The following is a 24,943-nucleotide window of genomic DNA, read 5'->3' as shown; positions in this document are numbered from 1 at the left end:
GGGTCAGGAACCGAGCCGGAGAATGTCGTTGTAGAAGGCCAGTCCCATGAGGCTGGCCAGCATGGCCAAGCCGATGTACTGGCCCGCCACGAGCGCACGCTCGCCGACCGGGCTGCCCTTGACCAGCTCGATAAGGTAATACAGCAGGTGCCCCCCATCCAAGACCGGGATGGGCAGCAGGTTCATGATGCAAAGGCTCAGGGACAAGATCGCGAGGAAGTTCAGGAACCAGGCCGGGCCCAGGCTGGCGCTGCCGTGGGCGACGCGGGCAATGGTGATCGGGCCCGAGATGTTCTGCAGCGAGGCCTTGCCGGTGACCATCCGCCAGAGCATCCCGGCCACGTCCGAGGCCATCTGGCCGGTCTGGGCCAGGGCCACCGGGACCGCCCGGAGCGGGTTGTAGCGCAGCAGGGCGTCCTGTTCCGGCGCCGCGGCCAGGATGCCGAGGATCCAGGTGGCGGCCTCGCCCTCGCCGACCAGGCGGGGGTCCACCGGCACGGTCACCCGCTGGCCGCCGCGCTCGACCACCAGGTCCAGGGTGCGGCCGGGGGCGGAGAGGCGCTGCAGGGCCGGGCCGATCTGGTCGTAGCCCAGCAGGGGCTCGCCGGCGATCGAGACGATGCGGTCGCCGACCTGCAGCCGGCCCTCGGCGGCGCCGCCGGGCTGGACGCCGCCGACCACGGGCGGGAAGCGCAGCATGAAGCCCAGGTCCTCGAACGGCTGCTCTTCGCGCAGGACCTGGCCCGGCCGGTCGAGCGGCAGCTGCCGGACCGCCTCGCGGCCCTCGGCGGTGCGGACCCGCACCGCGGTCGGCTCGCGATCCATGATGGCGGTGGACAGGGCGATGCCGGCGTCGGTCCAGGTCGGCGTCTCGCGCTCGCCCACGGCCAGCAGGCGGTCGCCCGGCTGGAACCCGGCCTCGGCCGCGATGCCCTCGACCCGCCCGAGCTCGGGCACGGCGTCGGGCTTGCCGATCACGAACATCAGCCAGAGCAGGGCGATGCACAGCAGCAGGTTCGCCACCGGCCCGGCCGCGACGATGGCGATGCGCTGCCAGACCGACTTGGCGTTGAAGCTTTCGTGGCGCTCGTGCGGGGCCACTTCGACCTCGCGCTCGTCGAGCATCTTCACGTAGCCGCCGAGCGGCAGCATCGCCACGACGTACTCGGTGCCGTCCTTGCCGCGCCGGGTCCAGAGCGGCTTGCCGAAGCCGACCGAGAATCGCAGCACGCGCACGCCGCAGCGCCGCGCCACCCAGTAGTGGCCGAACTCGTGGAAGGTGACGAGGATGCCCAGGCTGACGATCAGCCACCAGATCGAGCCGAAGAACTCGGTCATCGCGCGCCCCCGCGAGCCACGAGCCCGCGCGCCAGGCGGCGGGCTTCGGCGTCGGTGGCCATCAGGTCGTCCAGGGAGCCGGCGGGCGATGCGGGCATGGCGTCGAGGCAGGCCTGGATGAGGTCGGGAATGCCTAGGAAACCCAGTTCGCCCTGAAGAAAGGCTGAAACGGCGATTTCATTGGCCGCGTTCAGCACCGCGGGCGCGGTGCCGCCGGCTTCGAGCGCGCGGAAGGCCAGCGCCAGGCAGGGGAAGGCGGCCAGGTCGGGCGCCTCGAAGTCAAAGCGCGCCAGTGCCGCCAGGTCCAGCGGCGCCACGCCCGAATCGATGCGCTCGGGCCAGGAAAGGCCGTAGGCGATCGCGGTGCGCATGTCCGGGTTGCCCAGCTGGGCCAGCACCGAGCCGTCCACGTAGTCCACCAGCGAGTGGATGACGCTCTGCGGGTGCACCACCACTTCGATGCGGTCGGCCGGCAGGCCGAACAGGTGCCGTGCCTCGATCACCTCCAGGCCCTTGTTCATGAGGGTGGCGGAATCGACCGAAATCTTGCGGCCCATCACCCAGTTCGGGTGCGCGCAGGCCTGGTCGGGCGTGACCGCGGCCAGCGAGTCGCGGCGGCGGCCGCGGAAGGGGCCGCCGGAGGCCGTGAGCAGCAGGCGGCGCACGCCGCCGCGGCCGCCGTCGGCCGGCAGGCACTGGAAGATGGCGTTGTGCTCGCTGTCGACCGGCAGCAGGGTGGCGCCGCCCGCCGCCACCGCCTGCATCAGCAGGTCGCCGGCCAGCACCACCGATTCCTTGTTGGCCAGCAGCAGGCGCTTGCCCGCGCGGGCCGCGGCCAGGGTGGAGGCAACGCCGGCGGCGCCGACGATGGCGGCCACCACGATGTCGTTGGCCGGGTCGGCGGCGATCTCGTCCAGGGCGGCCGGCCCCGCCAGCGCGCGCGTGGGCAGGCCCAGCGCACGCAGCCCGTCGCGCAGGGCGGCGTAGCCGTCCGGGTCGGTGATGACCGCTGAATCGGGCCGGAACCGCGCGCACAGCGCCAGCAGTTCATCGACCCGCGAGTGGGCGCTGAGCGCGCCGATCCGGAAGCGCCCGGGGTGCCGCGCGACGACGTCGAGGGTGGAGCCGCCGATCGATCCGGTGGCCCCCAGCAGCGCGATCGTCTTCAGAGGCCCAGCCATGCCTTGCCCACCACGAACACCGGCAGCGCGGCCAGCAGGCTGTCGAGCCGGTCCATCAGGCCGCCGTGGCCGGGGAAGAGCGCGCCGGAATCCTTCACGCCGGAGTGCCGCTTCATCAGGCTCTCGAACAGGTCGCCGACCACCGAGATCGCCGCCGTCAGCACGGTCAGCAGCACCAGCGCCGGCAGCGAGGCCCAGCCCAAGCCCAGCAGCGGCAGCGCCGCCAGCGCCAGCAGTGCGCTGGCCGCGAGGCCGCCCCAGACGCCTTCCCAGGTCTTGCCCGGGCTGATCGCGGGCGCCAGCTTGCGGCGGCCCCAGCGCGACCCGGCGAAGTAGGCGCCGCTATCAGCGGCCCACACCAGCAGCACCGCGAACAGGGTCCAGCGCGGGCCGAACTCGCCCTCGGAATGCAGCCAGCCCAGCGCGCACCAGGCGGGGACCACGCACAGGCTGCCGGCCAGCAGCTTCAGCCCGCGGGCGCGCTGGCTGTCGCCGGTGCCGAAGCCCGGGCGCGCCAGCCACAGGCAGACCAGGCCCCACCAGGCCACGCCGACCAGGCCCACCAGCTTGAGCGTGAACAGGCTCGGCCCGCCGCCCCAGACCAGGGCCGCCATCATCAGCGCATTGGCGGTCAGGAACAGGATGCGCGGAGTCTTGTCCTCGATCCCGGCGAAGGCCGTCCACTCCCACAGGCCCGCCAGCATCACCGCGGCGACCAGCGCCGCCAGCCAGGGCGTGGGCAGGAACAGCAGCGCCAGGATCGGCAGCGGCGCGAGGATCAGGGCGGTGGTGACGCGCTGGCGCCGGCTCATGCGTTGCTCCCGGCCACCTGGGCACTGGTCAGGCCGAAGCGACGTTCGCGGTCGGCGAAGTCGGCGAGGGCGGCATCCAGCACCGTGCGATCGAGGTCGGGCCAGAGGGTTTCGGTGAACCACAGCTCGGTGTAGGCCAGCTGCCACAGCAGGAAATTGCTGATGCGCAGGTCGCCGCCGGTGCGGATGAAAAGATCGGGGGCCGGCAGGTCGGCCAGGCCGACGTGGCGGCCGACGAGGGTCTCGTCGATGCAGGACGGATCGAGCCGGCCCGCGGCGGCCTCGGCCGCCAGGTGGCGGCAGGCCTGGGCGATGTCCCAGCGGCCGCCGTAGCCCGCGGCGATCGTCAGCACCAGGCGCGGGTTGGCCGGCGCGGCGGCCTCGGCCTGCGCCATCCGGACGCGGATCGCCTCCGGGAACTGGGCGCGCTCGCCGAGGAAGGCGACGCGCACGCCGCGGCGGTGCAGTTCGTCCACCTCGGAATCGAGCATGCGCAGGAACAGCTTCATCAGCGCGCCCACTTCCTCCTGCGGCCGGTTCCAGTTCTCGCTGGAGAAGGCGAACAGGGTGAGGGCCTCGATGCCGCGGTCCAGGCAGTAGTCGACGCACACCTGCACGGCCTTGGCCCCGGCGCGGTGGCCGAGGGTGCGCGGGCGCTGGCGGCGCTCGGCCCAGCGCCCGTTGCCGTCCATGATGACGGCGAGGTGGCGGGGCAGGCGCGCGGCGGGCGGGGCGGCGGACATTCGGGCGGCGTGGCTCAGACCGCCATCAGTTCCTGTTCCTTGGCTTTCACCACCTCGTCCACGTCCTTGACGTGCTTGTCGGTGAGCTTCTGGATCTCGTCCTCGGCGCGGCGGGCGTCGTCCTCGGTGACCTGCTTTTCCTTCAGCAGTTCCTTGACGTGCTGGATCGCGTCGCGGCGGATGTTGCGGATGGCGACCTTCGAATTCTCGCCCTCGGCATGCACGTGCTTGGAGAGCTCCTTGCGGCGCTCCTCGGTCAGCGGCGGCAGGTTGATGCGGATGGCGGTGCCGGCGGTGTTCGGGTTCAGGCCCAGGTCGGAGGACAGGATGGCCTTCTCGACCGCGGCGACCATGCCCTTCTCCCAGGGCGTGATCAGCAGCGAGCGCGCGTCGGCGACCGACACCGTGGCCACCTGCGACAGCGGCATGTCCGAGCCGTAGTAGTTCACCTTCAGGTGGTCGACCAGGGCGGTGGTGGCGCGGCCGGTGCGCAGCTTGGTGAGCTCCTGGCGGAAGCCGTCCACGCTCTTGGCCATGCGGGTGGTGGCGTCTTTCTTGATGTCGTTCAGCATCTGGGGCTCCGCGTCGAATCTGGGCAGTCGCGCATTATAGGCGGGCAGGGGGCCGGTGGTTCAGGCGCAGACCAGGGTGCCCAGGTCCTCGCCCCGGAGGATCCGCATCAGGGCGCCGGGCTGCATCATGTCGTAGATGCGCAGGGGCACCTGGTTGTCGCGGCACAGGGCGAAGGCGGCGGTGTCCATGACCTGCAGGTTGCGGGCGATGACCTCGTCGTAGCTCAGGCGGTCGAACTTCTTCGCGCCCGGGTTCTTCTTCGGGTCGGCGTCGTAGATGCCGTCGACCTTGGTGGCCTTGAGCAGCAGGTCGGCGCCGATCTCGCTGGCGCGCAGGGCCGCGGCCGAGTCGGTGGTGAAGAAGGGGTTGCCGGTGCCGGCCGCGAACAGGGCGATGCGGCCCTTCTCCATGTGCCGGATGGCGCGGCGGCGGATGTAGTCCTCGCAGACCTCGTTGATCTTGATGGCGCTCATCACGCGGGCGAAGCCGCCCTGCTTCTCGAGCGCATCGGCCATGGCCAGCGCGTTGATCACGGTGGCCAGCATGCCCATGTGGTCGCCGGTGACGCGGTCCATGCCGGCGGCGGCCAGGCCGGCGCCGCGGAAGATGTTGCCGCCGCCGATCACCAGGCCCACTTCGGCGCCGGCGCGCTGCACCGCGACGATCTCGGCCGCCAGGTCGCTGATCACCACCGGGTCGATGCCGTAATCCACGTTCCCCATCAGGGCCTCGCCGGACAGCTTGAGCAGGATGCGGCGGTACTTGAGGGGGGCGGTGCTCATGGGTCTCTCCGGGGGCAGGCAAACGCGCAGATTCTAGCCGATCGCGGCCCTGTGGGAGGGACTTCAATCCCGATGCTTCTGGGATGGAGCTGTCTTAGCCACTGATGAACACAGATGAACACGGATAAAGCAAAAACACTGGATTGGGTCCAAGGTCCATTCCAAGCGCTTTTGACCTATCGGTGTTCATCTGTGTTCATCAGTGGCCAAAACAAAAAACCCGGCCGGAGCCGGGTTTTTCGTGACTTGCGGGAGGTCTTTCAGACCGCCATGGCCTTGGCGACTTCGGCGGCGTAGTCCTCTACGACCTTCTCGATGCCTTCGCCGACGGCCAGGCGCTGGAAGCCGATGACTTCGGCGCCGGCGGCCTTCAGGGTGGCCTCGACCGACAGGTCGGTGTTGAGCACGTACGGCTGGCCGTAGAGGGTGACCTCGTTGACGATCTTGGCGACCTTGCCGCCGATGATCTTCTCGAGGATCTCGGCCGGCTTGGCGCGGTCCTTGTCGGACATCTTGGCCAGCTCGATTTCCTTTTCCTTGGCCAGGAAGTCGGCCGGCACGTCGGCCGCCTTGTTGTACGGCGGGTTCATCGCCGCCACGTGCATGGCGATGCCGCGGGCCAGCTCGGCGTCGCCGCCCTTGAGCTCGACCAGCACGCCGATGCGGCCGCCATGGATGTAGGCGGCCACGTGGTTCGTGGTGTCGACGCGGGCCAGGCGGCGCACGTCCACCTTCTCGCCGACCTTGGCGATGACCGCGGCGCGGCCTTCCTCGACCGTCTCGCCCGAGGCGAGCTTGGCCGACTTCAGGGCTTCCGCGTCAGCGGCGCCCGAGGCCAGCGCGGCCTGCGCGACGGCGGCGGTGAAGGCCAGGAAGTTGTCGTCCTTGGCCACGAAATCGGTCTCGGAGTTGACCTCGACCAGCACGGCCTTGCCGCCGTCCTGCGCGGCCACGATGCGGCCTTCGGCGGCGACGCGGTCGGCCTTCTTGTCGGCCTTGGCCAGGCCCGACTTGCGCAGCCACTCGGCGGCGGCGTCGATGTTGCCGGCGTTCTCGGTGAGCGCCTTCTTGCACTCCATCATGCCGGCGCCGGTGCGCTCGCGCAGGTCCTTGACCAGGGATGCGGTGATTTCCATGGGGTTCTCCAGAATCAGTGGGAGCCGCGGCGACGCGGGGTCGCCTCGGCCGGAACAGGTGCCGCGGCGCACTCTGGCGCCGCGGCATGACGCCGCGGTGACTTACTTGGCGGCGCGCGGACCGCGCGGGGCGCGCTTGGCGTCGTCGCGCGGCGGACGCGGACCGCGCGGGGCGGCCTTCTTGTCTTCCTTGGCGACCGGGTTGCCCTCGGCGTCGAGCTCGACGAACTCGTCGGCGGCCACGTGGGCCTGCGGCGAGGCGGCCTTGCCCTCGAGCACGGCGTCGGCCGCGGCGCGAACGTACAGCTGCACGGCGCGGATGGCGTCGTCGTTGCCCGGGATCGGGTAGTCGACCAGGTTGGGGTCGTAGTTGGTGTCGACCACGGCGATGACCGGGATGCCGAGCTTCTTGGCTTCCTGCACGGCGATGTTCTCGTGGCCGATGTCGATCACGAACAGCGCGTCCGGCAGGCGGTTCATTTCCTTGATGCCGCCCAGCGACGCTTCCAGCTTGTCGCGCTCGCGGCGCAGGGTCAGCACTTCATGCTTGACCAGCTTCTCGAAGGTGCCGTCGGTCTCGGCGGCCTCGAGCTCCTTCAGGCGGGCGACCGACTTCTTCACGGTGGCGAAGTTGGTCAGGGTGCCGCCCAGCCAGCGCATGCTCATGTACGGCATGTTGCAGCGGATGGCCTCTTCCTTGATGGACTCGCGCGCCGAACGCTTGGTGCCGACGAACAGCACGGTGCCGCGCTTCTGGGCGATGCCCGAGATGAAGTTCATCGCGTCGACGAAGAGCGGGAGGGTCTTCTCGAGGTTGATGATGTGGATCTTGCCGCGGGCGCCGAAGATGTACGGGCCCATCTTGGGGTTCCAGTAGCGGGTCTGGTGGCCGAAGTGCACGCCGGCTTCCAGCATCTGGCGCATGGTGACCTGGGACATTGCGAATTTCCTTTCACGACAGGGAGCCGGCCGCACGCTGGCGGCTTCGGAGCTCCGGGGTTGGGCCTCCACCAGGCGGCCGTCTCGAACCTCGGGAAGTCCCGAGGCACCCCGGGACGGGGGATGGCCTGGTGTGTGTATTCACCGGTGACGCCCGGCGTGGGCGGTTCGAAGGCGGACCGTGCCGTTGGGGGAACGGGCCGTTTCGAGCCGCGGGAGTATAGCCCGCTGGCCTAACCCCCCGCAAGTAATGGATAATCCCGGCCCATGAGGATCACCCTGAAGAGCCCCGAAGACATCGAGCGCATGCGCGTCGCCGGCCGCCTGGCCGCCGAGGTGCTGCAGGTCGTCGCCCCCCACGTGAAGCCGGGCGTGACCACGGCCGAGCTGGACCGGATCTGCCACGACCACATCGTCGACGTCCAGAAGGCGATCCCGGCCAACGTCGGCTACAAGGGCTTCCCTGCCACGGTCTGCACCTCGGTCAACAACGTCATCTGCCACGGCATCCCGAGCGAGTCCAAGGTCCTCAAGGACGGCGACATCATCAACATCGACGTCACCGTCATCAAGGACGGCTGGCACGGCGACACCAGCCGGATGTACTTCGTCGGCGAGCCCAGCATCAAGGCCCGGCGCCTGGTCGAGGTGACGCGCGAGGCCATGTTCCGCGGCATCCGCGTGGTCAAGCCGGGCGCCACCCTGGGCGACATCGGCCATGCCATCCAGAAGTACGCCGAGGGCGAGCGCTTCTCGGTGGTGCGCGAGTACTGCGGCCACGGCATCGGCCAGATCTACCACGAGGACCCGCAGGTGCTGCACTACGGCCAGCCGATGTCCGGCATCGTGCTGCAGAAGGGCATGACCTTCACCATCGAGCCGATGATCAACGAGGGCAGCCGCCACACCAAACTGCTCGGCGACGGCTGGACCGTGGTCACCCGCGACAAGTCGCTGTCGGCCCAGTGGGAGCACACGGTGGCCGTCACCGACGACGGCGTCGAGATCCTGACCCGCCTGCCCGGCGACGACAACGAGCTGTGACCGGGGCCGGCCGGTGAGCGCCGTCCCCACGCCCGAACCCCCGTTGGCCGCGGCCCTGTCCGCGGCCGCCGACGACGCTGCCTGGCGCGAGGCCGCCAAGGCCGGCCTGGCCGCCCGCCGCGCCGACCTGCGCCGCCGCTTCGAGGCCGGGGAGGCAATCGACCGCCTGGTCGGCTTGTGCTGCGAGGCCAGCGATGCCGTGGTGGCCTCGGCCTGGGCCCGTTGCCTGCCACCCGGTGCGCCGCTGCAGCTGCTGGCCACCGGCGGCTACGGCCGGGCAGAGCTCTACCCGCAATCCGACATCGACCTGCTGGTGCTGGGCGAACCCGCCGCCCAGCAGGCGCACGAGGCCGCGATCGGCCGCTTCTTCTCCCTGCTCTGGGACGCCGGGCTGGCCACCAGCCAGGCGGTGCGCTCGCTGGCGCAGTGCGTCGAGGCCGGGCGCGAGGACATCACCGTGCTGACCTCGCTGATGGAGTGCCGCGCGCTGGCCGGCGACGACGGTGCCCCCGCGGCCCTGGCCGCCGCGCTGTCCCCCGCCGTGCTGTGGCCGCCGGCCGAGTATTTCGCCGCCAAGCGCGAGGAGCAGCGCGCCCGCCACGCCCGCTTCCACGACACCGCCCACAACCTCGAGCCCAACCTCAAGGAAGGCCCGGGCGGCCTGCGCGACCTGCAGACCGTGACCTGGATGGGCATGCGCCTTTACGGCGTACCCGGCCTGCGCGCGCTGGTGCCGCTGGGCCTGCTGGGCGAGGACGAGTGCGCCAGCCTCGAGCGCGAGTGGCGCCAGCTGGCGCGCCTGCGCTTCGGCCTGCACCTGCTGGCTGGCCGGCGCGAGGAGCGCCTGGGCTTCGACCACCAGAAGACGCTGGCGGCGATGCTGGGCCTAAAGGACGAACACCGCGACAACCTCGCGGTCGAGCAGATGATGCAGGGCTTCTTCCGCAGCGCCGCCACCGTGATGCGGATCAACGACCGCCTGCTGCAGCGCTTCGAGGAGCAGCTTTCGGGCGAGGAATCGCCGGTGCCGGTGGCCGACGGCTACGAGCTCCGCCACGGCTACCTGGCGATGCGCGCGCCGGAGCGACTGCGCGGGGGCGCGGCCCCGATGTTCGAACTGTTCGCGGCCTGGGACCGGGCGCCGCAGGCCCGCGGCCTGCATTCGGAAACGGCGCGGGCGCTGGGCGAATCGCTGTCGGCGATCCGGCCCTGCGACGAGCAGCCGCCGGAAGTGCGCCGGCAGTTCATGGCGCTGCTGGAATCGCCGCAGGCCGTCGCTACGCTGACGCGCATGGCCCGGCTGGGCGTGCTGGCGCGCTACCTGCCGGCGTTCGGCAGGGTGTCGGGGCGCATGCAGTACGACCTCTTCCACGTCTACACGGTCGACCAGCACACGCTCACCGTGCTCGCGCACATGGACGGCTTCGCGCGCCGCATCGACGAGCGCTTCGCGATCGCGCACGAGGTGCTGCCGCGCCTGCGCAAGCCGCACCTGCTGCTGCTGGCCGGGCTCTTCCACGACATCGCCAAGGGCCGCGGCGGCGACCACTCCGAGCTGGGCGCGGTGGACGCGCGCGAGTTCGCGGCGGTGCACGCACTGCCCGCGGCCGACGGCGACCTGGTGGCGTGGCTGGTCGAGCAGCATCTGCTGATGTCGGTGACCGCGCAGCGCCAGGACATCTCCGACCCCGAGGTCGTCGCGCGCTTCGCCAACAAGGTCGCCGACCGCGAGCACCTCGACTACCTGTACCTGCTGACCTGCGCCGACATCGCCGGCACCAGCCCCAAGCTCTGGAATGCGTGGAAGGACCGGCTGCTGGCCGACCTGTACTCGGCCACGCGCTTCGCGCTGCGCCGCGGCCTCGAGAACCCGGTGCACGCCAACGAGATCATGGCCGAGACCCGCGCCAAGGCGATGGAACGGCTGCTGGGCGAAGGCCTGGACGAGGCGACGGTGCAGGCGATCTGGGCGGCGTATCCCGATGTCGGCTTCCTGCGCTACCGGCCCGAGCAGATCGCGTGGCAGACGCGCGGCATCGCCGAATCCGACGCCGGCGACACCGTGGTGCTGGTGCGCCCGCACCTGCAGGCAGGCGGGCTGGAGGTGTTCGTGCGCGCGCTTGACCGCGACGGCCTGTTCGCGGCGCTGGTGGCCACGCTCGACCGCCTCGGCCTGAACGTGCTCGAGGCGCGCGTGCTCAACTCCAGCGACGGCCATGCGCTCGACACCTTCCAGCTGATCGCGCCGCAGGGCGTCGCGCCCGAGGCCGATGCCGTGGTGGCGGCGATCAAGGCCGCGCTGCGCGATCCCGCGCGCGTGCGCCCGGCGCGCCGCGCCGCGCCGCGGCAGCTGCGCCACTTCCGGGTGCCGGCGCGCGTCGCCTTCGACACCGTGGCCGATGGCCGCCGCACGCGCATGAGCCTGGTCTGCACCGACCAGCCCGGGCTGCTGGCCGGCGTGGCCCAGGTGCTGCGCCAGCACCACCTGCGCGTGCACGACGCCCGCATCGCCACTTTCGGCGAGAAGGTCGAGGATTTCTTCCTGCTCACCGACGAGCGCGACCGCGCCGTCGAGGACCAGGCCCTGTTGGACAAGCTGAGCCAGGCCATCGTGGCCTGCGTCGACGGAGAGACGGACCATGGCAAGAAAGAAGCCCGCCCTTGAGCAGCTGCAGGCGATCATCGAGGACGCGTTCGAGCGCCGCGCCACGCTGAGCGCCGCCGAGATCGAGGGCTCCACCCGCCCGGCGGTGGAGGAGGCGATCGCGCTGCTCGAATCCGGCAAGGCCCGTGTCGCCGCGCCGGCCGGCAAGGGCTGGGAGGTGAACGAGTGGCTGAAGAAGGCCGTGCTGCTGTACTTCCGCGTCAACGACATGCAGCTGGTGGAAAGCTACCCCGCGCCGTTCTGGGACAAGGTGCCGCTGCGCTTCGAGGGCTTCGACGAAGGCGACTTCCAGAAGCTGGGCGCGCGCGTGGTGCCGGGCGCGATCGTCCGCGCCGGCGCGCACATCGGCAAGGACGTGGTGCTGATGCCGAGCTTCGTGAACATCGGCGCCCACGTCGGCGCCGGCACCATGGTCGACACCTGGGCCACGGTCGGCAGCTGCGCCCAGATCGGCAAGAACTGCCACCTCTCGGGCGGCGCCGGCATCGGCGGCGTGCTCGAGCCGCTGCAGGCCAGCCCGACGATCATCGAGGACGACTGCTTCATCGGCGCCCGCGCCGAAGTGGTCGAGGGCGTGGTGGTGGAGAAGGGCAGCGTGATCGGCATGGGCGTGTTCATCGGCCAGAGCACCCGCATCTACAACCGCGCCACCGGCGAGGTCAGCTACGGCCGCGTGCCGGCCGGCAGCGTCGTGGTCTCGGGCTCGCTGCCCTCGGCCGACGGCAAGTACTCGCTGTACTGCGTCGTGATCGTGAAGCAGGTAGACGCCAAGACGCGCGCCAAGACCTCGGTGAACGAGCTGTTGCGGGGTGCGGTGGAATGACCACGGTCTACGGCCTCGATTCCTGCGACACCTGCAAGAAGGCGCGCAACTGGCTCAAGCGCTTCGAGCTGGCGCACGAGTTCACCGACTACCGGGCGAACCGCGTGCCGGCGGAGACGCTCAAGGCCTGGGCCGCGCAGCTGGGCGGCTGGGACAGGCTGATCAACAAGGCCTCCACCACCTGGCGCCAGCTGCCGGAGGCGCGCAACTCGCCGGCCTCGGACCCGGAGTGGACGCTGCTGCTCAAGGAGCACCCGGCGCTCATCAAGCGCCCGGTGCTGGTGACCGACGACGGCACCGTCAGCGTAGGATTCACCGACAACGGCTGGAAGCTTCGGTTCGGGATCAAGAAATGAGCGACGTGCTGGCCCTCACGAACGACCTGATCGCGCGGCCGTCGGTCACCCCCGACGACGCCGGCTGCCAGGCCATGATTTCCGAACGGCTGGCGCGCGCGGGCTTCCGCTGCGAGCAGATCGACTTCGGCGCGGTTAAGAACCTCTGGGCCAGCCACGGCGAGGGCGGCGACGTGCTCTGCTTCCTCGGCCACACCGACGTGGTGCCGCCGGGTCCGCGCGACGCCTGGGCCAGCGACCCGTTCACGCCGACGATCCGCGACGGCTACCTGTACGGCCGCGGCGCCGCCGACATGAAGGGCAGCGTGGCTGCCTTCGTGCTGGCGCTCGAGCAGTTCGTGGCCGCGAACCCCGGCCATCCGGGCACCGTCGCGCTGCTGCTCACCTCGGACGAAGAGGGCGACGCCATCGACGGCGTGCGCAAGGTCGCCGAGCATTTCCGCGCCACCGGCCGCCGCATCGATTTCTGCGTCACCGGCGAGCCGTCTTCGAAAGAAGTGCTGGGCGACCTGCTGCGCGTCGGCCGCCGCGGCACGCTGTCGGGCACGCTCACGGTGCACGGCATCCAGGGCCACGTGGCCTACCCGGAGAAAGCCCGCAACCCGATCCACCAGGCGATGCCGGCGCTGGCCGAACTCACCGCGCGGCGCTGGGACGAGGGCTACCCGGAATTCCCGGCCTCGAGCTTCCAGGTCTCGAACATCCATTCCGGCACCGGCGCCAACAACGTCATCCCGGGGCACTGCGAGGTGCTGTTCAACTTCCGCTACAACCCGGGCTGGAGTGCCGAAGCGCTGGAGCGTGAAGTGCACGCCGTGCTCGACCGCCACGGCCTGCAATACGACCTGCGCTGGCACCGCGGCGGCGAACCCTTCCTGACCCGCGAGGGCAGGCTGCGCGCGGCGGTGCGCGCGGTGCTGATGGAGCAGTGCGGCACGACGCCGGACGAAAACACCGGCGGCGGCACCTCGGACGCCCGCTTCATCGCGCCCCTGGGCGCCGAGGTGGTGGAGGTGGGTCCGGTGAACGCCACCATCCACAAGGTCGACGAGCGTGTCGCCGTGGCCGAGCTCGAGCGCCTCCCCGCGCTTTACCGAGCCATCGCCGAGCGACTGCTGTCCCGCTGACCCCCGCTTACCGCTCTCCCATGCTCAGGCGGCCTGGTTGAACCAGGCCTGTTCGGCGGCCACGGTGGGCTTGTGGTCCTTGAGTTCGCGCAGGATGCCCAACACCTCGCGGTGCACGGCCATCAGGCCCTCGTTCGGGGTGCCGCGGGTCTCGTGGTAAACCACGGCCAGCCAGAGCGCGATGCTGCGCTGGCGCAGCTGGATCGAGCGGTCCTTGGCGCGCGCGGCCGCCACGGCGGCGACCGGGGTCCAGGGACGATAGGGCGTGGCTTCGCTGTCGCCATGCAGGTGCGGCATCGGCAGGCGCGCCGCGGCCTGGATCTCGGCGAGGGTGAGGTCGGTGGTTTGCTTGCGCTGCTCGGCGTTCATCGCCAGCACGGCCTGGCGCACGGCCGCGGCCTGGCGGGCGAGCATGGCGCGACGCCACTGCGTCAGTAAAACGATCAGAAGTTGCATGTGAATCCACCTCGCCGTGCAAAGAAGTCGGTGAGGCGGATCGCTCCCCCTGACGGCGATCCACCCGTCGCTGCGCCGGCGGAGCTTGCCGGGCAGTGGACCGTTTATGGCCCAATTCGTGACGCCTGTCAGCTTTCCTTCATCAAAATGTGAACTTGTTCACATTTCAGGGGCCGGGCCTGCCGGCCGGAGGGCGAGGCGATGGGCCGGCTCGCCCGGCAGGAAGGGCGTCGGCTCGCCGCGAACCCAGGCCGCGTGGCCGGCACCCCAGAAGGGCGACAGCGGGTGGCCGCTCTGGCCGCCCGGCATGTGCCCGTAGCCTTCGGCCTCGCGGCCGGGCGAAACCACCATGCGCTGGCTGGCGCCGAAGCCGGGCGACTGCACCAGCGGCATGTGGCCGTCGCCGCGCAGGGGTTCGGCCGGCATGCACAGCGGGCCGCGCAGCAGGCCGGGCAGGGCGCCCGCCAGCGGGTGGCAGATGCGCGCGGTGTTGCGCTCGCCCCAGCGGCGCTCGGCCAGCGGACCGGCGGCCTCGAGTTCGCCGCGCAGCTCGCGCGCGGCGTCGGCCAGCAGCATTTCCCAGCTTTCGAAGCGGCGCGGCAGCAGGTGCTCCGGCCGCGACTGCAGCAGCGGCCAGGCCACCGCTTCCATCTGCGGCAGGTCGGGCATCACGAAGTCCTCGCCCAGCGCGGCCTGGGCCGGCGCCGTCAGCCCGTTCTGGATGCGCTCGACCACGGCCAGGCGCCAGCCGCGCACCAGGCGGTAGCCGGCGCTGTCGACGCTGGCGCGGCCGTTCCAGTCGGCCGATGCGGCGGCGATCGCCTGCAGGTCGGCGCTGCCGCTGCGCGCGGCTTCGTCGAGCAGCAGCTGGTGCCAGCGTGCGAGGAACAGCGCGCGGTCGTCCATCTGCAGGGCCAGCAGGTCCTGCTCCGACAGCACCGGCTTTTCGCGCAGGAAATCGCGGATCTGCCTCGCGCGGGCGCCGTTGGCGTAGCCGGCGTCGCCGACCAGGGCCAGCGCCTCGCCGTCCACGACGCGCGCGTTGGCGGTCCACAGCACCCCGTCGGCGGGATCGACCACGCTCGGATTCTCGGTGGACGGCAGCCAGCCGGCCCAGCGGCAGGCGTCGGCGACCCGCAGCGGCGCCTGCGGCGCGCACGCCCCGGCGCGCTCCGGCATCTGCGCGGTCAGGCGCCAGGCGATGCGGCCGTGGCGGTCGGCCATCATCAGGTTCTGCGCCGGGATGCCCGCGGTGTCGGCCACCGCCAGGCCCTGGTCGAGGTTGCCGGCCCAGGCCAGGTCGGCCAGCCCGAAGTTGAGCGAGCCGGGCAGCTGCGCCGTCCAGCGCAGCGCGAGCGCGCTGCCGTCGTCGAGCTCGCGCGTGATCGGGCCCCAGCGCGTCTCGCGCACCTTGAGCTCGACCGGGTCGCCGCCCTTCACCTGGATCCATTCGCTGGCCACGCGCAGCGCGGCGACGCCGTCGGGCACGCGGTACTTGAGCCTGTCGGCGTCGGTGAACTCGACGCGGTAGAAATCGAGCCAGTCGCCGTAGCTGTTGGTGAAGCCCCAGGCCACGTGCGTGTTGCTGCCCACGATCACCGCCGGGATGCCGGGCAGGGTGAAGCCGCTGACGTCGACCTGGCCGCCCGGCGCACGCGCGTCCGGGTATTTCATGCGCGCGCGGAACCACAGGTTGGGCGCGCGCAGGCCCAGGTGCATGTCGTTGGCGACGATGGCGCGGCCATCGGCGGTGCGCGAGCCGGCGACCGCGAAGTTGTTGCTGCCGGGCGCGGCCGGTTCGGACACGTCGTAGCCGTTGCCCTCGCCGGGCATGGGCAGCGTGCGCAGGTCGAGCACGTCCGGGCCGGGCAGCACGGCGTTGCCGCGCGCGGCGCCGACCAGCGGCGCGTCCCACTCGCTGCCGTCGGTGGCGATCAGGTCGTAGAGCGGCGCCGGCACCACCTCGCGGATGCGCCACAGCGCCAGCTCGCGCGAGTTGGTCTCGTCCTGCAGGTCGAAGAACATCGCATAGCCCACCAGCGCGATGTCCGGCACGGTCCACGGCTCGGGTTCGGCCTGCAGCAGGTAGTAGGGCCAGGGCTTGCGCTCAAGCGCCAGCAGGCCGGCGTTGACGCCATCGCGGTAGGCCTCGAGCACCGGCAGGCGGTCGCCGGCGATCTGCCGCAGTGAGTCGTCCACGCGCGCCCGCAGGCGATGCACGCGCACTTCCTTGTCGCGCTCCAGCGCCAGCGGCCCGAACAGCGCCGAGAGCTCGCCGGCCGCCGAGCGCCGCAGCAGGTCCATCTCGAAATAGCGCTCCTGCGCGTGCAGGAAGCCGAGCGCGCGGGCCGCGTCCGCTTCGTTCGCCGCCTCCACGGTGGCGAGGCCGAGCGCGTCGCGCGTCACCGTCGCGGGCGCCGCCAGGCCCTCGAGCGCCAGCTCGCCGTCGAGCGTGGCCAGGCTGCCGCGCGCCAGCCACCACGCCACGCCCGCCGCGACCAGGCCCAACAGCAGCAGGACGATGAGCAGGCGGGAAAGGATACGGACGGCTTTGCGCATGGCGTGGGTTGCTTGCGAAGGGAGACCGTGCCTAGGATGGCCCATGTCCTGCCGCCTCGCCATCGCCCGCTGCTCCGACCCGACCCGGGTCGCACCGGCCTGCGCGAACGCCAACAACGCCAATAACAACAATCGTCCCCGTCCGCGGGTCGACGACTTGGCGCGCTAGCTAAACCCAGCCCCCCAGTCCACGACGGCCCGCACTGACGAAGTGCGGGCCGTTTCCGTTTGCGTCGCCAAAAACCCACCAGGAGCCCGTCCCATGTGTTCGATACTCGGAGTGTTCGACCTGCGCCCCGGCGCCGACCTGCGTCCACTGCGGCCGCTGGCGCTGTCCCTGTCCGCGCGCCAGCGCCACCGCGGGCCCGACTGGTCGGGCGTGTTCGCCGAGCCGCGCTGCCTGCTGGTGCACGAGCGCCTGGCCATCGTCGACCCGGCCGGCGGCGCCCAACCGCTGCGCTCGGCCGACGGCGGGCTGGCGCTGGCGGTGAACGGCGAGATCTACAACCACCGTGAACTGGCGCGCGGCCTGGCCACGCCCTACGACTTCCAGACCGGCTCCGACTGCGAGGTCATCAACGCGCTCTACCGCGAGTCGGGCACCGCCGGCATCGCGCGCCTCAACGGCATCTTCGCCTTCGCGCTCTGGGACGCCGATGCCGGGCGCGTGCTGGTGGCGCGCGACCCGATGGGCGTCTGCCCGCTGTACTGGGGCCACGACGGCGACGGCCGGCTGTGGGTGGCGTCGGAAATGAAGGCGCTGGCGCGGCACTGCCCGGACGTCGCGGTGTTCCCGCCCGGGCACGTGTTCGACAGCGCCACCGGCGCGCTGCTGCGTTTCCACGAGCGCGCGTGGCGCGACCACGACGCCACCCTCGGCGCCGCCGTGGCGCCGGCCGTGCTGCGCGGTGCGCTGGAGCAGGCCGTGCACCGCCAGCTGATGACCGACGTGCCCTACGGCGTGCTGCTCAGCGGCGGCCTGGATTCCTCGCTGGTGGCCGCCTGCGCGGCGCGCTTCGCCCGGCGGCGGATCGAGGACGACGACCGCGCCGAGGCCTGGTACCCGCGACTGCACTCGTTCGCGATCGGCCTGCCGGGCTCGCCCGACCTGGCGGCCTCGGAAATCGCGGCGCAGGCGCTGGGCACGGTGCACCACGGCTTCACCTATACCCTGCAGGAAGGCCTGGACGCCGTGCCGGAGGTGATCCGCCACGTCGAAACCTACGACGTCACCACCATCCGCGCCGCCACCCCGATGTACCTGCTGGCCCGGCGCATCAAGGCGATGGGCGTGAAGATGGTGCTCAGCGGCGAGGGCGCGGACGAGATCTTCGGCGGCTACCTCTATTTCCACAAGGCGCCGGATGCGCGCAGCTTCCACGAGGAGTGCGTGCGCAAGCTCGACGCGCTGCACCTGTTCGACTGCGCGCGCGCCAACAAGGCGATGATGGCCTGGGGCGTGGAGGCGCGGGTGCCGTTCCTGGACCTGGAATTCCTGGACGTGGCGATGGCGATGGATGCCGCGTCGAAAATGGCGGGCCCCGGCCGCATCGAGAAGTCGGTGCTGCGCGAGGCCTTCGCCGGCGCGCTGCCGGACGCCATCCTGTGGCGGCAGAAGGAGCAGTTCAGCGACGGCGTGGGCTACGGCTGGATCGACGGCCTGAAGGCACACGCCGCGACCGTGGTCGATGACGCAAAGCTGGCGGCGGCCGGGGGACGCTTCCCGGTGAACCCGCCCCAGACCCACGAGGCCTGCTGGTACCGCGAACTGTTCGAGCGCGAATTCCCGGGCGAGGCCTGCGCGCGCACGGTGCCGGGGGGCAAGTCGATCGCCTGTTCCTCGCCGGCGGCCATCGCCTGGGACCCGGCGTTCGCCGCCGCCGCCGACCCGTCCGGCCGCGCGGTGGCGGGCGTGCACCGCGCCGCGGTGTGAGGGCCGCCGCGGCGTGCGTTCAACACGCCGCGGCACGGGGGCCGCGGCGCGCGCTCAGCGGTTGATGATGCGCGGGTCGCAGTCGCGGGTTTCGCCGGTCGCCTTGTTCTGCACGACGACCGAGTACTTCACGTCGGCGGGCCCGCTGTTGCGGTTGAAGATGTTTACCACGTGCGCCTCGCCGCCGCCGGCATGGACCATCTGGTCGGCGCCGTCGCCGTCGAAGCGGACCTCGGCGATGCCCCAGTCGCGGGGATCGTCCAGGCGCACCTGGATCATCTTGTTGCCGCTGCCGGCGTCGGCCTCGACGTTGCCGGCGCCGTCGCTGCCGCCGGAGAACGCGCAGGTCTCGGGGTCGAGTCCTACCTTGAAGTCGGGGCCGCCCTGGGCGGCGGCAAGCGCGGGCAGCGAAAGCAGCCCGGCGAAGAGCAGGCGCGGAACCAGTTCAGAACGTCGCATGGGTGGGTCCTCTTGTCGTGTCTTCTTCTGGCCGGAAAGTTCCGGTGAGGGTGTAGGACGGCTCCATTCGGGGATCGCGGTAGCCGGCCTGGTCGAGCACTCCTTGCAACGCGGCAAGCTCCGCGGACTGGCCAAGGTTGATGGCCAGCAGCCGCCGGACCGGATTGAACTCGAAGGTCCGGTGCGCCTGGCGGTCGAGCAGGTCGGCGGCACCGGCCCAGGTGGCGCGGGCGGCGGCGTGGTCGCCGCGGGCGGACTGCACCGTGCCCAGCACCTCGGCCACCCGCGCCAGCTCCACCAGGCGCTGGGCCGAGTAGTCGGTGCCGGCGACCAGGGCCTGCATGCGCCGGTGCGCATCGCCGGCCGCGGCCGCGGCCGCCGCGGTGTCGCCGGTGGCCAGCGCCCGCAGCGCCTGCAGCCGCAGCGCCTGCGCCAGGTCGAGCACCACGCCGGCATTGGTCGGGTCCTGCGTCGCCAGGCCAGCCAGCCCGGCCACCAGGGCGTCGAGCGCCTCCGACTGCGCCGCCGACCACTGCGCGGGCGCCGCCAGTCCCAGGCGCGTGAGGCCGGCGCGGTGCGCGCTGCGCGACCACGCCGCGTTCTGCGGATCGCGGGCGACCAGCCCGGCGAAGATCGCCTCGCCGCGGGCGATGTGTTCGGTTGCCAGGTCCACCCGGCCCAGCTCCAGCTGGGCGTTGGCCTGGAAGATCAGGTTCCGGCCGAGCAGGTCGGTGGCGTGGACGTCGTCGCCGCGCTCGTGCAGCGGCTGCAGCAGGCGCGTCACCTCGGCGAAGCCGCGCTCGCCGCCCTGCAGGTCGCCGTCGTCGAAGGTGGTCGAGCCGATCCAGGACCAGGTCTCCGCCAGCGCGATGGTCAGCGCCGGGTCGCCGGGCGACTTGGCCAGCTCCTGCTCGGTGATCTCGCGGCATAGGCCGAAGTAGGCCAGGGCGGTCTTGGCGTCGCCGCGCGCGCGGGCCAGGCTGCCGAGGTTGGAGTAGGCGTAGGACAGCTCGAGGTTGTAGTCCGGGTTGTCCGGCTGGCGGTGGCGCAGCGCCAGGCTGTGGCGCAGGTAGTTGTGCATCGCCTCGTCGGCCTTGTCGAGCTGGCCGCGCTCCCAGGCTACGTAGCCGACCCAGAACTCGGCCTGGCCGAGCTCGTAGAGGTAGTCGTTGTTCTCCGGCTCGGCCTCGTGCAGCTGGCGGGCCTGCGACAGCGCCTGTTCGAACGAGGCCAGCGCGGCCTCGAGCTGGCCCTGGTTGAAGCGCACGTCGCCGATCTGCTTGAGCGCGACTGCGCGCGCGAGCAGCTCCGACGGCGTGCCGCGCTCGCCCAGCGTGGTGAAGTAGCCCATGGCTTCGTCGCCAACCGAATCGAGCAGGTCGAGCTTGCCGATCGGCTCGAGCTTCTGGCGCAGGTCGCCAAGCATGAAGCCGATCAGCGCCTCGGCCTGCTGCCGGCGCAGCTCCGATTCCTGGCGCGACTTGAACGCATAGACCGCCAGGCCGACCGTGACCGCCGCCACCAGCAGCGAAGCCGAGGCCATGCCGGCCCAGAAGCGCGCCTGGCGCTGGGCGTCGCGGCGCTTGAGTTCGTCCACGCCGACGTCGAGCAGGCCGGCGGCGATGCGCAGCATGGCGTTGCGGCGGCCGTCGCCGGCAGGCGTGGCGTCGGCGGCCAGCGGCTCGTGCAGCAGCTCGCCGTGTTCGTCGCGCAGCATCGCGGCGGGGAACGCGCACTGCGGCGACTCGGGCCGCGGCTGGCCGGCCACCAGGTAGCAGAAGATCCGGTGGCCGCGGCCGGAAGCCCGGAAATACCGGATTTCTTCGTCCACCCAGCGCGACGCCGCCGCCGCCGGCGAGCACACCACCACCAGCGCGTCGGAATCATCGAGCGCGTGGCGGATGGCGTCGGATAGATCGTGCGCCGAGGCCAGCTCGTCGCGATCGCGGAAGACGGGGTAGAGGCGGGCGGGGACGTGCGGGTGGCTGGCGCGCAGGCTGGCCGGCGGGCGATAGCCTTCGAGCGCGCGCTGAAGCCAGCGGGCCGCCGCTTCGTCGGCGTGGCTGTAGCTGATGAAAGCGCGGTAACGCTTCTCCGTCGCCATGCGGTCCCCACCCCTGGCACACGACTCGGCCGGCGCAGGCGGTGGACCGCCCGGCGCCGGGCTCGCGCAATCCTACGCCATCAGGCGATGGCGGCGGTGAGGGTGGGGAGGCGCGGGCGCCGCGCCGCGGGCTCAGCAGCGGCCGTAGCGATCGCCGTGGTTGAGGTGGCCCTGGGCGGCGCTGGCAGGCAGCTCCATGGTCTTCTTGCCCTTGTGGCAGAGCAGGACGGTGTCGCCGCCTCGATAGGGCTGGCCGGCGACGATGGTGCCGCAGGCGGACAGGGCGAGGACGGACAGGGCGATGGCGAGCAGCTTCATGGGGGACCTCGTGGTGGGCCGGGGGGCGTGGCCAAGCTAGGCCTTGCCCGGCGGCGATGCAAGCCTTGCCGGTGGGGCGGTTCAGTTTGCCGGTGCGACGGCCGGGCGGCGTGGCGCCTCAGACCCCGCGGCTGCGCATCGTCAGCCCCTTGAGGAAGTTGCGCAGCAGCTGGTCGCCGCAGGCGCGGTAGTTCTTGTGGCCGGGCTGGCGGAAGAACGCCGAGAGTTCCGGCTTGGAGACCGGGTGGCCGGCGTCGGCGAAGGCCTGGTGCATGTCGCCGTCCTTGAGTTCGAACGCGACCCGCAGCTTTTTCAGCACGAGGTTGTTGGTGATGCGCTTTTCCACCGGCCGCGGCGGGCGCGCCGGGTCGACGCCGCGGTAGTGGATCACCAGCCCGTCGAGGAAATGCGCCAGCACGTCGTCGGGGCATTCCTCGAAGCCATCCTCGCCCTCGCGCTTGAGGTAGGCGGCGACGTCGTCGCGCACCAGGTCGAAGCCGGGGTCGGCCAGCTTCGCGACCTCGATGATGGTGGCGTCGGCGAGATCGAGCATGAAGCGCACGCTGCGCAGGACGTCGTTGTTGATCATCGGGGTTCCGGGCGGGGCGCCGGGGCCGGCGGGGTGCGCAGGATAGCAGCCGCGCCCGGCCTCAGGCCGCGGCCAGCAGGCCCCAGGTCCAAACCGCGCCGATCGCCATCTGCACCGCGAAGAAGGTGAATCGCAGCGTGATCGCCGTGGCGGACGCCGACGCGAGGTGGGTGACCGACTGCAGCCCGCGCGCAGCGAGGAAGGCATAGGCCAGCGGATCAGTGACCGCCGTGCGCTCGCTCACCAGCGCCACCAGCATCAGGCCGCCGAAGATCGGCAGGCCCTCGAGGCAGTTCGCGTGCGCGCGTGCCAGCCGCTGCATGAAGGGCGACAGCCCGGCGTTGTCGGGCGTGAAGCCGGTCGGCGCCACTTGGCGGGTGAGCACCAGGTTGGAGCGCATGGCCTCCATCAGCACCAGCAGGAAGAGCGTCCAGGCAATGAAGGCGGTGAGGGTGAACAGGGTGGGGTTCATGCAGCGGACTCCTTGAGGGCATTGAAATCGGCGATATGACGGGCCAACCGCGCGGCATCGCAGTGTTCGCACAGCCAGGCCTTGCCCTTGCCGGTGAGCTGGTGCATCGATCTCCGCCGGCAGGTCTTGCAGGCCATCCACGATACCGGCCCGGTGCTGGCGACGAAGCGGTCGCAGGTGATGTCGGGGCGGCGGCCGGCGAGGCGGGCGACTTCCTCAATCGGGAACTGGTTCGAGAGGTCCAGCCGCGTCAGCCGGGGCAGGCGGGCGAGCGGTTCGAGCGAGCCGTCCGCCAATTGCACGGTCGTCAGCGACAGCCGCTCCAGCGAGGCCAGGCCGGCCAGGGGCGCCAGCGTGCCGATCTTCAGCGGCTTGAGGCTGTTGGAATCGCCGCTGAGCGCGAGCACCTTGAGTCTGTCCATGCCGGCGAAGAAGCCCAGGTCACCGGCGGCACGGACGTTGCTGATCTCCAGGTCGACCAGGGCCGGCAAATCGGCCAAGGCTTCCAACCCCTGTGCCGAAGGCCCGCTGCCCAGATGGAAATGGGTCAGGGTCTGCAGCTGGCGGATCGGTGTGAGCGAAGTGATCGCGCTCATCCTGATGTGCAGTCCCTCGACCGCGGGCAAACGGCAAACGGCCTCGAACGTTTCCTGCGATACCGAGCCCCCGATCCAGGCGATACGTACCCGGTCCAGCGTCGGGAAACAGTCATACCAGCGGCACGCCAGCTTTCGGCGCTCGGCGGCGCCGAGGTTCATGTGGGTGAAGTTGACGCAGAGGCGCTCGCCGCCCTCGTAATCGTCCGGGTCGTGCGTGCTCTTGGGCGGGAAGTCGAGCGTGGGCCGGTAGTACCAGTAGCCGTCGCCGGGCTCGAAGATCTCGCCGCGGGGCTTCGACGCCGCCGGGTTGGGCCTGAGAAGACCGGCGAGGATGTCCTTGATGTCCATGGCGCGCAGATCCCCGGGTGCTCAGCGGGTGGACTTCCAGGCGCGTTTCCCTTCGCGCTGGTCGTCGGAATGCATGGCCGCCAGATAGGCAAGCCACAGCGCCAGCGTGGGCAGCAGCGTGGCGGCCAGGATCGAACCGATCGTGGACAGGCTGGCGCCGAACCGCGTTGAGAGCAGCGCGAGCGACAGCATCGCGCCGACCGGCAGCGTCAGCACCGCGCCGCCGAGATGGAGCCAGCCGGAACGCGCGCCGCGCCGCCGGGCACGACGGATCGCCAGCACCAGGCTGGCCGCGAAGAGCAGCGCGGCCAGGCCCATCCACGCCACGAAGAATCCGAGTTCGTCGCCGATCGGCGAACCGCTCGCCTGCGCCGGGCCGGCGGCAAACGCCAGCATCCACGCCAGCCCCGGGGCGGCCATCGCCTTGGTCATGGGGTCGGCGGCGTCGCGGCCTGGCCCTGCACGACCGGGTAGCCCAGGCTTACCCAGCCCTGGATGCCTTCCCAGAGCACGGCGGTGTTCTGCACGCCGGCCTCGCGAAGTCGCCGCACCACCGATTCAGCAGCGGCGCGCGGGCATTCGCAGTACGCCACGATCCAGGTGCCGTCCGTGGGCAGGTTCGCCATCACTTCCTCGCGGCTGGCGTAGTAGGGGCCCGGCACGGCGCCTTCGATGTGGGCGCGCTCCCACATCGAGGTGACGCGGGTGTCGAGCAGCACCATGCGCTTGCGCGCCTTGAGTTCGCGGTCGAGTTCGGCAGCGCTGACGTACAGGCCCTCGGTGAGGGTGAAGGAAGGCGCGGCCGCATCCGGGTTGATGACGTAGGCATCGAGCGGCGGCGGGGTGTGCAACTTCGGTTCGGGCACCTCACAGCCCGCGCTACGGCTGCGCAGGAAGGCGGTGACGCCGTCGATCTGTACGGGGCTGAGCACATCCTTGAACGCGACCATCGGCGTGCCCTCGCGGCCGTTCTCGATGGCGTGGCGCAGGAAGCCGTCGGGCGTCAGCGCGAGCATGGTGGCATTGCCCAGCGCGGTGCCGGTGCCGCCCTCGCCCTGCGCACCGTGGCAGCTGGCGCAGTGCTGGGCGTAGACCTCGGCGCCAAGCGCGAGGTCGCCCTCGACGCGGTCGGCGACCTCGATCGGGTCGGTGGGCGCCATGTCCATCAGCCAGAAAGCCAACTCGCGGATTTCCTGGCGCGTCAGCGGGCCGCCCATTTCGACGTGGTAGGCGCCCATCGGCGTGCCGGGGCGGCCGTAGGCAATGGCTTCGCCGATCACGACCGGGGTGCCGGTGGCGATCAGCGATGCGGACTTGAGCGAAGGCGCGTGGTCGTTGGCGTGGCCGGCGCGGTCGGGGCCGTGGCAGAGCGCGCAGTACTGCTGGTAGCGGGCCGCGGCGGCCTGGCTCTGTTCGGGCGTGAGCAGGGGCGGCGCGCCTTGCGCCAGCGCGGGCAAGGGCGCCAGCGCGGCCAACAGCAGCAGCGCAGGGAGGCGGCGGGCGAAGGCGTTCAGGCGCATGGGTGGCTCCGGTCGGGTCCTGCGGACTATAACGCCGGCGCCGGGGCGCCCCGGCCGGGACGCGGAT

24 protein-coding genes and 1 pseudogene are annotated in these 24,943 nt (G+C 71.3%); 7 read left to right on the top strand and 18 right to left on the bottom strand.

Annotation, left to right across the window (positions count from 1 at the left end):
- Positions 1 to 3 precede the first annotated feature (3 nt).
- The 8 genes from rseP to rpsB all read right to left on the bottom strand — a co-directional run bounded on the left by rseP (position 4) and on the right by rpsB (position 7,504).
- Entirely contained in the window at positions 4 to 1,338 is a 1,335-nt protein-coding gene (gene rseP, locus VFV21_RS12350; protein ID WP_329669720.1) for an RIP metalloprotease RseP, read from the bottom strand.
- Positions 1,335 to 2,519 (bottom strand): 1-deoxy-D-xylulose-5-phosphate reductoisomerase, encoded by a 1,185-nt coding sequence (locus VFV21_RS12345; protein ID WP_329669719.1) that lies wholly within the window; start codon positions 2,517 to 2,519, stop codon positions 1,335 to 1,337. The genes rseP and VFV21_RS12345 overlap by 4 nt, the downstream gene beginning before the upstream one ends.
- A complete protein-coding gene (locus tag VFV21_RS12340; protein ID WP_329669718.1) occupies positions 2,504 to 3,331 on the bottom strand; it encodes a phosphatidate cytidylyltransferase in 828 nt (275 codons plus the stop codon). Before VFV21_RS12340 ends, VFV21_RS12345 begins: the two co-directional genes overlap by 16 nt.
- On the bottom strand, positions 3,328 to 4,074 hold the full coding sequence (gene uppS, locus VFV21_RS12335; RefSeq protein WP_329669717.1) for a polyprenyl diphosphate synthase: 747 nt from the start codon (positions 4,072 to 4,074) through the stop codon (positions 3,328 to 3,330). Before uppS ends, VFV21_RS12340 begins: the two co-directional genes overlap by 4 nt.
- Positions 4,075 to 4,088: 14 nt before the next feature.
- Positions 4,089 to 4,646, bottom strand: a complete 558-nt coding sequence (gene frr / locus VFV21_RS12330; protein WP_290888418.1) for a ribosome recycling factor — start codon at positions 4,644 to 4,646, stop codon at positions 4,089 to 4,091.
- A gap of 60 nt (positions 4,647 to 4,706) precedes the next feature.
- Complete coding sequence (gene pyrH / locus VFV21_RS12325; protein WP_034211880.1) at positions 4,707 to 5,429, bottom strand: UMP kinase; 723 nt, start codon at positions 5,427 to 5,429, stop codon at positions 4,707 to 4,709.
- A gap of 260 nt (positions 5,430 to 5,689) precedes the next feature.
- Positions 5,690 to 6,565 (bottom strand): translation elongation factor Ts, encoded by an 876-nt coding sequence (gene tsf / locus VFV21_RS12320; RefSeq protein ID WP_034211881.1) that lies wholly within the window; start codon positions 6,563 to 6,565, stop codon positions 5,690 to 5,692.
- A 102-nt stretch (positions 6,566 to 6,667) separates the two neighbouring features.
- Entirely contained in the window at positions 6,668 to 7,504 is an 837-nt protein-coding gene (gene rpsB, locus VFV21_RS12315) for a 30S ribosomal protein S2 (protein ID WP_329669716.1), read from the bottom strand.
- Positions 7,505 to 7,771: 267 nt separating this feature from the next.
- Here rpsB and map point away from each other — a divergent pair, with 267 nt between their 5' ends.
- The 5 genes and pseudogenes from map (at position 7,772) to dapE (ending at position 13,519) form a co-directional block, all read left to right on the top strand.
- Positions 7,772 to 8,548, top strand: coding sequence for a type I methionyl aminopeptidase (map, locus tag VFV21_RS12310; RefSeq protein ID WP_034211882.1), 777 nt, complete (start codon positions 7,772 to 7,774; stop codon positions 8,546 to 8,548).
- A gap of 13 nt (positions 8,549 to 8,561) precedes the next feature.
- On the top strand, positions 8,562 to 11,213 hold the full coding sequence (gene glnD, locus VFV21_RS12305) for a [protein-PII] uridylyltransferase (protein WP_329669715.1): 2,652 nt from the start codon (positions 8,562 to 8,564) through the stop codon (positions 11,211 to 11,213).
- Positions 11,185 to 12,036, top strand: a pseudogene (gene dapD, locus VFV21_RS12300) (2,3,4,5-tetrahydropyridine-2,6-dicarboxylate N-succinyltransferase); the annotation flags it as partial. The gene glnD and the pseudogene dapD, both read left to right, overlap by 29 nt.
- Positions 12,033 to 12,392 (top strand): Spx/MgsR family RNA polymerase-binding regulatory protein, encoded by a 360-nt coding sequence (locus VFV21_RS12295; RefSeq protein ID WP_329669713.1) that lies wholly within the window; start codon positions 12,033 to 12,035, stop codon positions 12,390 to 12,392. The pseudogene dapD and the gene VFV21_RS12295, both read left to right, overlap by 4 nt.
- Complete coding sequence (gene dapE, locus VFV21_RS12290) at positions 12,389 to 13,519, top strand: succinyl-diaminopimelate desuccinylase (RefSeq protein ID WP_329669712.1); 1,131 nt, start codon at positions 12,389 to 12,391, stop codon at positions 13,517 to 13,519. Before VFV21_RS12295 ends, dapE begins: the two co-directional genes overlap by 4 nt.
- A 24-nt stretch (positions 13,520 to 13,543) precedes the next feature.
- Here dapE and VFV21_RS12285 read toward each other — a convergent pair whose 3' ends face one another.
- Together VFV21_RS12285 and VFV21_RS12280 are read right to left on the bottom strand one after the other, a co-directional pair.
- The gene (locus VFV21_RS12285) at positions 13,544 to 13,975 is read right to left on the bottom strand and encodes a hypothetical protein (RefSeq protein ID WP_329669711.1); all 432 of its coding nucleotides are present in this window, start codon (positions 13,973 to 13,975) and stop codon (positions 13,544 to 13,546) included.
- 159 nt (positions 13,976 to 14,134) lie between these two features.
- Complete coding sequence (locus VFV21_RS12280; RefSeq protein WP_329669710.1) at positions 14,135 to 16,534, bottom strand: penicillin acylase family protein; 2,400 nt, start codon at positions 16,532 to 16,534, stop codon at positions 14,135 to 14,137.
- A gap of 43 nt (positions 16,535 to 16,577) precedes the next feature.
- Here VFV21_RS12280 and VFV21_RS12275 point away from each other — a divergent pair, with 43 nt between their 5' ends.
- A complete protein-coding gene (locus tag VFV21_RS12275; protein WP_329669709.1) occupies positions 16,578 to 16,703 on the top strand; it encodes a hypothetical protein in 126 nt (41 codons plus the stop codon).
- Between the two features lie 93 nt (positions 16,704 to 16,796).
- Entirely contained in the window at positions 16,797 to 18,467 is a 1,671-nt protein-coding gene (gene asnB, locus VFV21_RS12270; protein ID WP_329669708.1) for an asparagine synthase B, read from the top strand.
- A gap of 54 nt (positions 18,468 to 18,521) precedes the next feature.
- Here the strand turns inward: asnB and VFV21_RS12265 are convergent, their stop codons facing one another.
- The 8 genes from VFV21_RS12265 to VFV21_RS12230 form a co-directional block, all read right to left on the bottom strand.
- Positions 18,522 to 18,926, bottom strand: coding sequence for a hypothetical protein (locus VFV21_RS12265; RefSeq protein ID WP_329669707.1), 405 nt, complete (start codon positions 18,924 to 18,926; stop codon positions 18,522 to 18,524).
- Entirely contained in the window at positions 18,913 to 21,030 is a 2,118-nt protein-coding gene (locus VFV21_RS12260; RefSeq protein WP_329669706.1) for a toll/interleukin-1 receptor domain-containing protein, read from the bottom strand. The genes VFV21_RS12265 and VFV21_RS12260 overlap by 14 nt, the downstream gene beginning before the upstream one ends.
- A 132-nt stretch (positions 21,031 to 21,162) precedes the next feature.
- Positions 21,163 to 21,348 (bottom strand): hypothetical protein, encoded by a 186-nt coding sequence (locus VFV21_RS12255; protein ID WP_329669705.1) that lies wholly within the window; start codon positions 21,346 to 21,348, stop codon positions 21,163 to 21,165.
- Between the two features lie 118 nt (positions 21,349 to 21,466).
- Positions 21,467 to 21,937 carry a DUF1456 family protein gene (locus VFV21_RS12250; RefSeq protein WP_329669704.1) on the bottom strand — a complete coding sequence of 157 codons (471 nt, stop codon included), beginning with the start codon at positions 21,935 to 21,937 and terminating at the stop codon, positions 21,467 to 21,469.
- 61 nt (positions 21,938 to 21,998) lie between these two features.
- Positions 21,999 to 22,409, bottom strand: a complete 411-nt coding sequence (locus VFV21_RS12245; RefSeq protein WP_329669703.1) for an MAPEG family protein — start codon at positions 22,407 to 22,409, stop codon at positions 21,999 to 22,001.
- The gene (locus VFV21_RS12240) at positions 22,406 to 23,356 is read right to left on the bottom strand and encodes a hypothetical protein (protein WP_329669702.1); all 951 of its coding nucleotides are present in this window, start codon (positions 23,354 to 23,356) and stop codon (positions 22,406 to 22,408) included. Before VFV21_RS12240 ends, VFV21_RS12245 begins: the two co-directional genes overlap by 4 nt.
- A gap of 21 nt (positions 23,357 to 23,377) precedes the next feature.
- Entirely contained in the window at positions 23,378 to 23,788 is a 411-nt protein-coding gene (locus tag VFV21_RS12235) for a hypothetical protein (protein ID WP_329669701.1), read from the bottom strand.
- The gene (locus tag VFV21_RS12230) at positions 23,785 to 24,876 is read right to left on the bottom strand and encodes a c-type cytochrome (protein WP_329669700.1); all 1,092 of its coding nucleotides are present in this window, start codon (positions 24,874 to 24,876) and stop codon (positions 23,785 to 23,787) included. Before VFV21_RS12230 ends, VFV21_RS12235 begins: the two co-directional genes overlap by 4 nt.
- Positions 24,877 to 24,943 lie beyond the last annotated feature (67 nt).

The organism is Arenimonas sp., from assembly GCF_036275555.1.
Taxonomy (GTDB): Bacteria; Pseudomonadota; Gammaproteobacteria; order Xanthomonadales; family Xanthomonadaceae; genus Arenimonas.
Note: the sequence above shows the minus strand (reverse complement) of the source record. Positions and strands in the feature narration are given on the sequence as shown.